The sequence below is a fragment of the Psychrobacillus syltrankelensis genome, assembly GCF_055454035.1.
Genome location: NZ_CM144227.1, coordinates 1,742,467 through 1,755,067, shown reverse-complemented (window position 1 = coordinate 1,755,067; position 12,601 = coordinate 1,742,467). Strand labels below are relative to the sequence as shown.

General features: G+C 33.8%; 11 protein-coding genes. 10 read left to right on the top strand and 1 reads right to left on the bottom strand.

Annotation, left to right across the window (positions count from 1 at the left end):
* Positions 1–154 precede the first annotated feature (154 nt).
* Positions 155–973 (bottom strand): SGNH/GDSL hydrolase family protein, encoded by an 819-nt coding sequence (locus ACTSKG_RS08545; RefSeq protein WP_464757759.1) that lies wholly within the window; start codon positions 971–973, stop codon positions 155–157.
* A gap of 158 nt (positions 974–1,131) precedes the next feature.
* On the opposite strand from ACTSKG_RS08545, the gene ACTSKG_RS08540 reads away from it, so the two are divergent.
* The 10 genes from ACTSKG_RS08540 to ACTSKG_RS08495 all read left to right on the top strand — a co-directional run bounded on the left by ACTSKG_RS08540 (position 1,132) and on the right by ACTSKG_RS08495 (position 12,595).
* The gene (locus ACTSKG_RS08540) at positions 1,132–1,857 is read left to right on the top strand and encodes a YveK family protein (RefSeq protein ID WP_464757758.1); all 726 of its coding nucleotides are present in this window, start codon (positions 1,132–1,134) and stop codon (positions 1,855–1,857) included.
* Between the two features lie 4 nt (positions 1,858–1,861).
* Positions 1,862–2,572, top strand: coding sequence for a CpsD/CapB family tyrosine-protein kinase (locus tag ACTSKG_RS08535; RefSeq protein ID WP_464757757.1), 711 nt, complete (start codon positions 1,862–1,864; stop codon positions 2,570–2,572).
* Positions 2,573–2,635: 63 nt separating this feature from the next.
* Positions 2,636–3,403, top strand: a complete 768-nt coding sequence (locus tag ACTSKG_RS08530; protein ID WP_464757756.1) for a tyrosine-protein phosphatase — start codon at positions 2,636–2,638, stop codon at positions 3,401–3,403.
* A 220-nt stretch (positions 3,404–3,623) separates the two neighbouring features.
* Positions 3,624–5,468, top strand: a complete 1,845-nt coding sequence (locus ACTSKG_RS08525; protein ID WP_464757755.1) for a polysaccharide biosynthesis protein — start codon at positions 3,624–3,626, stop codon at positions 5,466–5,468.
* A gap of 23 nt (positions 5,469–5,491) precedes the next feature.
* On the top strand, positions 5,492–6,370 hold the full coding sequence (gene galU, locus ACTSKG_RS08520; protein ID WP_464757754.1) for a UTP--glucose-1-phosphate uridylyltransferase GalU: 879 nt from the start codon (positions 5,492–5,494) through the stop codon (positions 6,368–6,370).
* 168 nt (positions 6,371–6,538) lie between these two features.
* Positions 6,539–7,168, top strand: coding sequence for a sugar transferase (locus ACTSKG_RS08515; protein ID WP_464758000.1), 630 nt, complete (start codon positions 6,539–6,541; stop codon positions 7,166–7,168).
* Entirely contained in the window at positions 7,165–8,031 is an 867-nt protein-coding gene (locus ACTSKG_RS08510) for an NAD-dependent epimerase/dehydratase family protein (protein WP_464757753.1), read from the top strand. Before ACTSKG_RS08515 ends, ACTSKG_RS08510 begins: the two co-directional genes overlap by 4 nt.
* Complete coding sequence (locus tag ACTSKG_RS08505; RefSeq protein ID WP_464757752.1) at positions 8,015–8,791, top strand: glycosyltransferase family 2 protein; 777 nt, start codon at positions 8,015–8,017, stop codon at positions 8,789–8,791. The genes ACTSKG_RS08510 and ACTSKG_RS08505 overlap by 17 nt, the downstream gene beginning before the upstream one ends.
* A 174-nt stretch (positions 8,792–8,965) precedes the next feature.
* Complete coding sequence (locus ACTSKG_RS08500; protein WP_464757751.1) at positions 8,966–10,105, top strand: glycosyltransferase family 1 protein; 1,140 nt, start codon at positions 8,966–8,968, stop codon at positions 10,103–10,105.
* A 1,329-nt stretch (positions 10,106–11,434) separates the two neighbouring features.
* Positions 11,435–12,595, top strand: coding sequence for a glycosyltransferase (locus tag ACTSKG_RS08495; protein ID WP_464757750.1), 1,161 nt, complete (start codon positions 11,435–11,437; stop codon positions 12,593–12,595).
* Positions 12,596–12,601 lie beyond the last annotated feature (6 nt).

Genomic DNA, 12,601 nt, shown 5'->3' with positions numbered 1-12,601 from the left:
GCTTATGCCATCAATTTGAATGAAAGGCATTGCTGTGTCTGCCACAATTTTGGGGACAAATGAGTCTTACAGAGAGATGCAGCTCAGGGCTCTGTACAGAGCTCGACATACGAAATCCCCTCGGCAAGTAATCGCACTGGCTGAGGGGATTTCGTTATTGTACGGTAAAATATGTAATGAGAGAGGATGCCCAGACTTTGGCTCCTTCGTTATTAGGACTGTTATTTTCTGTTAATAAAACATTCAGTGCAGAATCGGTAGTGTCTGGCCATGCACTCCAATGATTTATATAAGGATATCCTTTACTAATCGCAAATTTCTCCAATGCACGAATTTGCACTAAATAGAAATTCGCATGGTAAATAGGATAGGAAGGTTGGAGGATCACTACAGCATCCGGTACCTCTTCTAAAACTTTCTGTTCAAATAATTTGATATGTTTGTGTTCATCTTCAATTTTCACTTTACCGTTATTATTTAGTGTAAAAGGCTCGAACAGAACGAGGTCATATCCTTTTGACCAGTCAATTTCATTCATTTTCTCTTCTATAAATCCACTTGAAGTAACATCAAACGGTGCGACCGTCGTTTCTATAAAACCACCATATGTATGAGCTAACGCATCGGCCAGTAAAGTCGAATAACTAGGTGAACCATCGTCCATTGCGGAAGAACCGGCGATCAATAACTGAATTTTTTCCGATGCATCGAATCGGTTAAGGATGATATTTTGAACTTGTTCATCTGCATTTTTAGTGGCTTCTTCGACGTTATTTCTAGTTAAGGTTATTTGTTCATTTTTAGGCGCTGATTCATTATCATTACTTTCCACAATTTTAGTGTGGGAAGACTGATTAGTTTTCACTCCTGTTTCAACGGAATCTAGCCTATCCTTCCATGAAATATAACTGGAAAGAAGCGATAAAATACAGACGACCGTAACTAGAGGAACAATAATACGGCTATATTTCACAATATATCCTCCTTAGTACCAAATTAGTTAATATTACAAATCTTGTGGTTATATTATACTTCTCTATGGTAGAATAGTATAGATAAAGACTTAAAACGACATTATGTGATTTACTATGACAAAAATAGAAGAATTGAATTAGAAGGAGTATCATTTGAATGGAAGAGACAATAAGCCTCCAAGATTTATTTAGAACATTGAAAAAAAGGTTAACACTAATCATTTTGACGATGATTATCGCCATTACTATTAGTGGAGTTATTAGCTTTCTTTTTTTAACTCCCATTTACCAGGCTTCTACTCAGATTTTAGTCAATCAAGAAAAAGTAGATATTACTACATTAAACTCCCAAGATATACAGACAAACTTGCAACTTATCAATACATATAATGTTATTATCAAGAGTCCTGTTATTTTAACAAAAGTAATTGAGCAATTAGACCTTGATACAACTCCATCTTTACTAACTAATCAGATTACTGTAAAGAATGAACAAAATTCACAAGTTGTAAATATTACAGTACAAGATGCTAATCCGAATATTGCAGTGGATATTGCAAATACGACAGCATCTGTTTTTCAAAAAGAAATTAAAAGTTTAATGAAGATAGATAATGTAAGTATATTAACACCTGCATTTTTAGGAGAAAATCCAACTCCGGTGAAACCAGATCCTATGCTGAATATGGCCATCGCAGCAGTTATCGGACTTATGCTTGGGGTGGGGATTGCCTTCTTATTAGAATACTTAGATACAACGGTGAAAAATGAACAAGACGTGGAAGAACTATTAAATCTACCGATACTAGGCTTGATAAGTCCTATTTCGGATAAAGATATCCAAAACACAAAAGTTCAAGTTACAAAAAGAAGAAAGAGGTAATAATATGGCTAGAAAAAAAAGAAATAAACATATTATCCAAACTGCAGCACGTAAACTTGTGACTAGTGCAAATGCACGCTCCATTGTAACAGAACAATTTAAAACTTTGCGAACGAATATTAATTTTTCGATGCCCGATAAAGAACTAAAAACTTTTCTTTTTACTTCCACCTCTCCTGGAGAAGGGAAGTCAACAGTCGCAGCAAATGCAGCAGTAGTGTTTGCTCAAGAAGGTAAACGTGTTCTATTAGTGGATGCGGATATGCGCAAACCAACTGTACACTATACATTTCACCTCACCAATACGCTCGGTTTATCGAATCTATTAACAAGGCAAGAGACATTGACCAATATTGTTAAGATGAGTGAAATAGAGAATCTTGAAATTATCACTTGTGGTCCTATTCCACCAAATCCAGCGGAACTCATAGGTTCTCAAACAATGGACCGCGTAATGGAAGAGATGAAAGAACAGTTCGATGTCATTATTTTTGATGCCCCTCCAGTTTTATCTGTAGCGGACGCTCAAATACTTTCCAATAAGTGTGATGGTACTATATTAGTTCTAAATGCGAGTGAAACAGAGAAGTCGGGAGTAGTTAAGTCAAAAGAAGCATTAGTCTCATCAAAAGCGAACATTTTAGGAGTAGTCCTTAACAATTTTGAACTAAGTAAGGATCATTACTACTATCAATATTATGGCAATGTAGAATAAGTGGGTGAATGTACCTGTTTATTCTTTTTTTTAATTATACTATAGGAAATAGAGGTAAAAAATATGATTGATATACATGCGCATATTCTCCCGGACGTGGATGATGGTCCGAAGTCTTTAATGGCTGCGATGGATTTGATAGAGAAAGCGGTAAAAGAAGGAATAACAGATATAATCGCTACACCACATGCTTATAATCCTCAATATGATGTGCCGAAAAATAGTGTACTAGAAAAGATAGATTTACTAAATGAGGAAATAAAAAAACAAAATCTTGCTATTAAGATTCATCCAGGACAAGAAATAAGAATACAAGCTTCTACTGTTGAAAAGTTGAAGACCGGGGAAGTCCTAACGCTGGCTAATTCTAAATATGTGTTGCTGGAATTACCGTCTTCTTCGGTTCCAGCATATACTGTTCCGATCATTCAAGGAATTTTGAGCTTAGACAAAGTTCCAATTATCGCCCATCCTGAAAGAAATAAGGCTATTGCAGAAAAACCAAGTAGACTGCTGAAGCTCATAAACCACGGGGCACTTGCTCAGATTACAGCAGGAAGTGTAGCAGGGCATTTTGGAAAGGCAGTTCAAAAACTTTCGCTTCAACTAATAGATGCGAACTTAGTACATACATACGGTTCCGACGTCCATAACGCAAAAACCCGTCCATTTCTATTTGATAAAGGATTAACGTATTTAGAAAAGCATAAGCGATCGGATGTAGTCGACATTTTCCTTGAAAATAATGCAAGAATCATTGAAAACATAGAAGTTATCATTTTAGAGCCGAAAGAACTAAAAAGGCCCAAGTGGTGGGAAATTTTCTCATAAATTGAAGTTGTTTTAATAGAAATATACCGATAGAGGGTCAAATAATATTTGGAATGCTTCCAATAATATGCGAAAGTAATATATTTTATATGTAAAAAGAACTAATTAAATGACATTTTTAAAGTAATGCATAAACAAATTCAACCAAATTGATTCCAAAGTGCTATAATATTTATGGGAACTTTTATACAAATTTGTATAAAGAATGGGTGGGTGCTTTATGTCATTAAGGAAAAGAATGTCGATGTTAGTATTCGTCGATTCTTGCATTGTTCTACTTTCTATTTATATCGGTTACTTTTTGCTACATCCAGTTAAAAATCCATTTACAGATACTTTTTTACTCATTAGTTCACTAACTATATTCATAGCGCACCATGGTTTTGCAATGCGGTATGGGCTTTATCGTAAGGTTTGGGAATATGCATCGATAAAAGAACTAGTTTCCATTTTTAAAGCGGTGGCATTTTCGATTTTAACCGTTGCAATAGTGCAATTTATCGTAAAGGGACATATTCTTTACCGAGCCTTATCCATCACATGGATGCTTCATATTTTACTTATCGGAGGCTCCAGATTATCTTGGAGGGTGTTCCGTGACTCATATATATCAGGAGTTAAGATTAATGAGAGAAGAAAGCGAACACTCATTATAGGAGCAGGATCAGCAGGTACGATGATCGCTCGTCAATTATTGAAAAATATGGAGTCTCCATTACTGCCAATTGCTTTTTTAGATGATGACCCAAAGAAAAAAGGTTTGGAAATATTCAATATGCGCGTATTAGGCGGTACAGATATAATTGCAGATGCTGTAAACGACTTAGAGGTCGAGCATATTATTATAGCTATCCCATCACTTGATAAGTCAACAAGTGCCATGTTGATGCAGCTATGCCTTGATACGGAAGTTCATACACAAATCATGCCACTCATCGAGGATTTATTGACGGGCAAAGTATCTATCAATGAAATAAGAGACGTGAGAATCGAAGACTTACTAGGTCGCGAAGAAGTCGAACTAGACTTGAAATCCATCTCTTCGAAGTTAACAAATAAAAAAATACTCATTACCGGAGCTGGCGGCTCGATAGGATCTGAAATTTGTAGGCAAGTAGCTAGGTTCGACCCAAGTGAAATTATTCTCCTTGGTCACGGTGAAAATTCTATATATACAATAGACATGGAATTACGTCAAAAAGTTTCAGCCCACACAAAAATAATTCCAATCATCGCGGATATTCAAGACCGCAATCGTATTTTTGATGTCGTAGCTGAATACAAACCAGATGTGATGTATCATGCAGCTGCTCATAAGCATGTTCCATTAATGGAATACAATCCAATGGAAGCAGTTAAAAACAACATTTTCGGCACGAAAAACGTCGCGGAAGCATCAGATATGTTTGGTGTTGAATATTTCGTAATGGTTTCTTCCGATAAAGCAGTTAATCCCCCGAATATAATGGGGGCAACGAAACGCTTTGCTGAAATGATTGTTCAGAATATTGCGAAAGAGAGTACTACAAAGTTTGCGGCGGTACGTTTTGGAAATGTACTAGGTTCTCGTGGAAGTGTTGTTCCGTTGTTTAAGAAACAAATTGCAGCGGGTGGACCAATTACGGTGACAGATCCAGAAATGACTCGCTATTTCATGACCATTCCAGAAGCATCCAGGCTAGTCATTCAAGCTGGAACGATGGCAAGTGGCGGTGAGATATTCGTACTCGACATGGGTGAGCCAGTGAAAATAGTTGACCTAGCTAAAAATCTTATTAAACTATCAGGCTATAGTGAAGAGGAAATTGGTGTTCAATTTTCCGGAATTCGCCCAGGTGAGAAGTTGTATGAAGAGCTATTAGATGAAAAAGAAATCCAAAGTAAATATATATTTCCGAAGATTCATGTCGGGCGGGCTACTCCTATTAGCTATAGCGAGTTGACGTATGTACTAGATAAGTTGCTCGATATGCCTATGAGAGACATGAAAGAGTTATTGATTGGGTTAGCAAATAGAAAGAATGTCAAAGTTTTATTGGCAGACCAATTAAATGCTTTACGTTAATCTTTTTGGAGGGAGTGTATGAGTTGAAAAAAGTACGGAAAGCTATTATACCAGCAGCGGGACTCGGAACACGTTTCCTTCCTGCGACAAAAGCGATGCCAAAAGAAATGTTACCGATCGTGGATAGACCTACCATTGAATATATTGTGGAGGAAGCAATTGCATCTGGTATAGAAGATATTATTATTGTTACGGGTAAAGGAAAACGTGCAATAGAAGATCATTTTGATCGAAATTTGGAATTGGAAGAAAATTTGATAGGAAAAGGGAAATTTGATTTACTAGAAAAAGTAAATCAATCCTCTAAGGTTGAAATTCACTATATACGACAAAAAGAACCTAAAGGATTAGGACATGCAGTATGGTGTGCACGTAATTTTATCGGTGATGAACCATTTGCTTTATTACTAGGTGATGATATCGTTCAAGCTGAAAAACCTTGTCTTAAACAATTGATAGAACAATATGATGAAACTGGAGCATCCGTGATTGGTGTGCAAACAGTTGCGGATGAAAATACGCATCGATACGGAATTATTGATCCAAGTTCAAAAGAGGGTAGACGTTATCAAGTAAGTAATTTTGTAGAAAAACCTGCACAAGGTACAGCTCCTTCTAATTTGGCAATTATGGGACGTTATATTTTAACACCCGAGATTTTTGAGTTTCTTGAAAAGCAGGAAACTGGAGCTGGTGGAGAGATTCAGTTGACGGATGCGATTCAGAAGTTGAATGAGATTCAGAATGTGTTTGCGTTTGATTTTGAAGGTAAGCGATATGATGTTGGGGAGAAGTTGGGGTTTATTACGACTACTATTGAGATGGCTTTACAGGATGATGGGTTGAGGGATGATTTGTTGGAGTATTTGGATGCGTTGATGACGAGTCGGTTGGTGGTTTAGGGGTATTGGTATTGAAAAAATTTGAAGCCCATTTGGTTGGGCTTAGTGTTTTTTGGTTAAGAAATAATGTTTAGTAGGTTATTAGTTGATTGGATAGATGGTTGAAGGTTTGGAATCTAATTAAGTTGTAAGTTACTAAAGTAATCAAGGAGTGTAATGGAAATGTACATGTACATGGAATTTAAAAGATTGATCGATATCATTCTTTCCTTATTTGGGCTTATTATTTTATCACCAGTATTCTTAATAGTAATTATAGCGATTAAATTTGAATCCAAAGGTCCTGTGCTTTTTAAACAAAAAAGAATAGGAATTCATAAAACACATTTTAATATATTAAAGTTCCGAACTATGAGAATAGATACGCCTAAGGATATTCCAACGCATTTATTGACCGCCCCGGAACAGTATATAACAAAAATAGGTAAGTTCTTGAGAAAAACTAGTTTAGATGAACTACCACAAATATGGAATATCTTTGTGGGACAGATGAGTATTATCGGTCCAAGACCATCGCTTTGGAATCAGTATGATTTAATAGAAGAAAGAGATAAATATGGTGCTAATGATGTGCCACCTGGACTTACTGGATGGGCTCAGATTAATGGTAGAGATGAACTTCCAATTGGGGTTAAGGCTAGGTTGGATGGGGAATATGTTGATAAGATTAGTTTTTGGATGGATGTTAAATGCTTTTTTGGAACGATTGTTAGTGTTGTTAAGAGTGATGGAGTTGTTGAAGGTGGGACTGGAACTATGAAGGAAGTTGTGGGTACCAAGGAGAGTATTTCAAAGTGAAGAAAATACTAATAACAGGAGCTAACAGCTATATAGGCACAAGCCTAGAGAGATGGCTGGGGAATTTTCCTGATCGATATTTAATAGATTCTATTAGTTTAAGGAATGATTCCTGGAAGGGGAAAGACTTTTCGAAGTATGACGTTGTGTTTCATGTTGCTGGAATAGCTCATATAAAGGAAACGAAAGAAAACTCGGGACATTACTACAAAGTGAATCGTGACTTGGCTTATGAAGTAGCTCAAAAGGCAAAAATTGAGGGTTCTAAGCAGTTCATATTTTTAAGTTCAATGAGTGTGTATGGAGTAGAAAACGGAGTTATTAGCAAAGATACTCCAATTAAGCCTAAAAGTAATTATGGTAAGTCAAAGATTCAAGCAGAAGAGTTAGTTAGTACGTTGGGAAATGATTCATTTAAAGTAGCAATCCTTCGTCCACCAATGATTTATGGTAAGGGTTGTAAAGGGAATTATCCTAGACTAGCAAATCTTGCTCTAAATACACGAGTTTTTCCTAATATAGAGAATAGAAGAAGTATGATTTACATTGATAATCTATCTGAGTTTATTAAGTCTCTTATAGATGATTGTAGTAGCGGGTTATTCTTCCCACAGAATAGTGAGTATGTAAAAACAAGTGAGATGGTCAGGCAGATTGCAGAAGCGCATGGGAAAGAGATTAAGATGATAAAATTATTTAATCCCTTATTAAGATTACTGAAAATTGGTACAGTTAATAAGGTGTTTGGTGACTTAGTGTATGAAAAATATATGTCTGAACAAAGGTTCTCATATAACGTATGCGATTTTGAGTCTTCGATTCCTTTGACAGAAGGGAGACGTAAATATGAAATATATAAATAAGAATGAGACTTTAGTAAGTATTATAATGCCTGCATATAACTGTGAAAGATATATTGAAGCAGCAATTAAATCAGTGATTGAACAGACATATCAATTATGGGAGCTTATTATAATAGATGATGGGTCATTGGATAATACATTAAATATAATAGAAGAACTTTCAAACAAAGATAATCGAATTAAACTTTATATAAATGAAAATAATCAAGGTGTATCTGCCACAAGAAACAGAGGAATCGAACTAGCTGATGGAGACTGGATTGCCTTTTTAGACAGTGATGATCTATGGGCGAAAACTAAACTACAAAAACAGTTGGAGTTCGTAAACGAGTCAGCTGCTGAGTTTCTATTCACAGGTTCATCTTATATTAATGAGAAAGGAAAATGTTATCAAGGAATATTTGAAGTCCCTGAAAGAATAAATTACTTGGAGTTGAGAACACATAATGTTATATCTTGCTCATCTGTACTTATAAAAAAGAGGTTTTTTGAAAATATTAAAATGGAAAAAGATGATATGCATGAAGATTATGCTGTTTGGCTTAGAATATTAAGAACTGGTGTGTTTGCATACGGGATTAATGAACCTCTTCTTGTATACAGAATCTCAAGGGAGTCAAAATCAGGAAATAAAGTAAAGACCATTAGAATGACGTATAAAGTATTTAGGTTTATAGGTGTTAATCCACTTGCCTCAGCTTATTTTATGTGTAGACATATTATTGGGTCAATAAGAAAATATAGAAAAATTATGCAATAAACATGTAGTTTATAAAGTATTTTAAATAACTTACAATCTTAGTAAGTTATTGTTTGGAAAGAATCTGTGAGACTCTTTCTACAGATTATAGGATTAAATAAGAAAAAATCCCTAAAATAGAGTTTCTTGTTTGATTAGTAAAATAAAACTTGCTGTATTTCAACGGAGGATAACATGGATTTTGTCACTAAGAAGAAAATAGAAGAGAATAGTTTAGATAAACCACTTAGAATCCTTCATTTAGTTTCCTCATTAGACAAAGGTTCTGGAGTAATGGGTGTTATTATGAATTATTACAGAAATATTGACAGAGAGAAAGTTCAATTTGACTTTATTTTCTTTATTGATAAAGAGATTACTTATCATGATGAAATTAGTAAATTAGGAGGGGTGATTTATCGAATATCCTCTCCAAAAAACAATCTTAAATTTATTAAAGAGTTTTCTGGTTTTTTCTTTGATAATGAGTACAGAATCTTACACCTTCATGAAGTTTATCTTAATTCTATTATAAAGCCAATTGCAAGAAACTGTGGTATTAGTAATATTATTTCTCATAGTCATACAACAAGGTATTCTGATAAGAAATTAAATGCTATACGTAACAGAATACTATGTCTTTCATTAAACAAAAATGTAGATTACCAAATGGCTTGTTCTAAGGCTGCAGGGTCATTTTTATATGGTAATAAGGCTGTTTTGGAAAACAAAGTATACATCCTTAATAATGCTATTGATTGTGATAAGTTCAGTTATTCATTATCAATTCGAGATGAAAAACGCAATGAATTACAATTAGGTAACAAATTAGTAATAGGGCATATAGGTAGGTTTAACGAACAAAAAAATCATATATTCCTCATAAAAGTATTTGCTCAAATATATAAAAAACAAAAGAATGCTGTATTGATTTTAGTTGGAGATGGCCCTTTAAAGGAGAAAGTGCAAGTCTTAGTAGAAAAGCACGGTTTGAAAGAAAATGTATTATTTCTTGGATTACGTGATGATGTTCATCAAATAATCCAAGCGATAGATTTTTTTATACTACCATCATTGTATGAAGGGTTACCTGTAATAGGTGTAGAGGCTCAGGCTGCAGGAATACCTTGTATTATTAGTAACACAGTTACTAAGGAAATTGACATAACTAACGTTACTTTCATTAGTTTAAGAAAGAAACCTGAGTATTGGGCCGAAAAAGTATTAAGCACTATTAACAAAGAAAGAAAAAATACCTTAGATGTTCTAACGGAAGCAGGTTTTAATATAAAAGTGGAGGTAAAGAGATTAGAAGAGTTTTATTTGAAAATATAGTAAAGGGCAATAGTTCTAGAAAATATCACTAGTTTTGACTATCTAGTTTTTTTCAGTAATATATAAGGAAAAAGAGAGATGCTCTTATTAATATGTAAGTTACAGCATTAATATTTACGGAAAGGGGCATCTCTCATGAACAAGAATACCACTTTCCACTCATTGATTCAAAAATTTCTTTCGGCAGCTGAGTTACAAGCGATATTTAAGTAATTAATTTCGAAAATGTAACCCGAAATGCAATGCTTCTCTGCTTATTTCTTATTTAACAATCGCTTAGATGAATAAGTAAAAAAGTATGCATAACTCCTCAGATGTTGGACCATGGATTAATTCGTATATTATATCTTTCGTTGCCAGCCAAGCATATAAAAGGTCTCTATTATACCATTATGAAAAATATTTTTGAAGTTATCGTCGGGAATATACATTTACTATGGAAATGGGAAGTTTATCAAGGCCTACGAGTAAGATAAGGTTGAAAGTTAATTTTACAAATGAGAAGGCTTTGTCTCTCCAAGTAATGGAGACAATAGGACTCCACTTTGATGGTCCTAATGGTAAAAAACTTAAAGACAACCGTATAATCTAGTCTGTGACAGTGTGTATTTTTAAAAATTGAAAAGATGGATATCTAGATAAGAAATAGGCAAGGCTTTGTTTTTAGTTTAAAAGTAAACAACCAATTAAATCATAAAAGATTGCTCAGTGGCGGTTGTTTCAAAATTTCAATGTTACCATTTACATTACTTGTACATTGGGTATATCACAAAAACAAACTAAAAAGCTTTATTCTATCGATTAAATTACTAATTAAGATGGCAATGAGATTAGTGTCGTAACAAGTTTACTGAAACATAACGGATGAAAAAATAGGGGACATGCTTAAGTCACGGTGGGCAATTAAAACATTTTCCGGTTGGTCAAAAAAAACTTAAAAGTGCCTGTACTATTTGGCGCTACAGAAAATCCTTTTACAATAAGCTACTTTGGTAAAACTCCTATGTTTTACTAAAGTAGCTTCATGTTCAAAGTAAGATACAACCGAACTGTAAGTTCTTATCATTCGCGAATTTTCATCGAACCTTTCTTGGTGATAACCTGCCAATTGAATGGTGAATCTGACTGAAAGAAGTACTTAATGGGTAGGTACTAATCTACAATATTGAGTAATCCTAATTCTGGTTATTTAATACGTAGATAAAATATATTTCCTTAAGTTAACTGGTGATAAATATGGTAGTAAATTTAAAATTCGAAGTATAGCTATAATTTTTCCAGGAAATGGAATTTATTGATTAAATTTAGACGTTCAGGGAGAGTTAATAAATGAAATTATTATATGTATATTTGGGGAAAACGTCAGTAGGTGATTCATCTGGTGTACTAAAAAAAATAAAATATCAAGTTTTTGAGTTTCAGAAAAATTTAGACAACGTATATATTTTAGCTTTAGATGAACAAAGGAGTCCTACAATATATAAACTTGTTGATAAAAAAATGGTATGTCTTATGAATATAGAATGTAAAACTAGTAATCTTTTTAAAACGGTGAATACCTTTATAAAGCTTGCAACAGTATTTGTTGAAAAAGAAAAAATTTCAGCACTATATATTAGATATGAACGACCAAACCAATGGATATACAAATTAATAAAAGCTATTGATAAAAAATGTGGATTTAGAGTTAAATATATTGTTGAGGTACCCACATTCCCTATTCCTACTTTCAGGCTTCATAATATTAAATTAACTATTTACCATTTAATTGATAAAATTTATAGAAAAAAGTTCATTAGTAAAGTAGACCATTTTTTTGTTATAGGATCGGTGCAAAAATTTTGGACATCTAATTTTACAGAAATAACAAATGGTATAAATGTAAGCGATATTCAATTGGTAAAACAAGTCTCCTCTCGAGATAACGTTTTGAATATTTTGGGAGTAGCGAGATTGGAAAGATGGCATGGTTACGATAGAGTAATAGAGGGCTTATACGAATACTATCAAACGAATACTTCAAATACCTTAGTTTTTTTTCATGTAATTGGTGAAGGACCAAAATATCATAGTTTACAAAGACTAGTAAAGCGTTATGGACTTGAAAATTATGTGAAATTCCACGGGTTGTTAGAAGGTCATGATATGGACGAAGTTTATAGTATTTGCAATGTTGCTGTCTCGGTTTTGGGAATGCATAGGGTTAACAGTTTAAATGCGTCTCCATTAAAAACTAGGGAATATTGTAGCAAAGGGATACCTTTTTTACTTTCTTATAACGATAGTGACTTACCTAAAGATTTCAAGTATAGTATGAAAATACCAAGTAATGATGAATCAGTACAGATTAGTGATGTTATTAGTTTCTATAATAACCTTGTAAATACTGAACCAGATTTTTCATTCTTAATGAGGAAGTATGCTGAAAAAAATATGAGTTGGGAAAGTAAGGTCATTTCAGTTTTAGATAAACTTAAATTCAAGATATAGGGAATG

What these genes read in the sequence shown, in the direction of transcription:
- ACTSKG_RS08540 (WP_464757758.1), top strand. Translation starts at nt 1,132, where the DNA reads ATGGAAGAGACAATAAGCCTCCAAGATTTATTTAGAACATTGAAAAAA.
- ACTSKG_RS08535 (WP_464757757.1), top strand. Translation starts at nt 1,862, where the DNA reads ATGGCTAGAAAAAAAAGAAATAAACATATTATCCAAACTGCAGCACGT.
- ACTSKG_RS08530 (WP_464757756.1), top strand. Translation starts at nt 2,636, where the DNA reads ATGATTGATATACATGCGCATATTCTCCCGGACGTGGATGATGGTCCG.
- ACTSKG_RS08525 (WP_464757755.1), top strand. Translation starts at nt 3,624, where the DNA reads ATGTCATTAAGGAAAAGAATGTCGATGTTAGTATTCGTCGATTCTTGC.
- ACTSKG_RS08515 (WP_464758000.1), top strand. Translation starts at nt 6,539, where the DNA reads ATGTACATGGAATTTAAAAGATTGATCGATATCATTCTTTCCTTATTT.
- ACTSKG_RS08505 (WP_464757752.1), top strand. Translation starts at nt 8,015, where the DNA reads ATGAAATATATAAATAAGAATGAGACTTTAGTAAGTATTATAATGCCT.
- ACTSKG_RS08500 (WP_464757751.1), top strand. Translation starts at nt 8,966, where the DNA reads ATGGATTTTGTCACTAAGAAGAAAATAGAAGAGAATAGTTTAGATAAA.
- ACTSKG_RS08495 (WP_464757750.1), top strand. Translation starts at nt 11,435, where the DNA reads ATGAAATTATTATATGTATATTTGGGGAAAACGTCAGTAGGTGATTCA.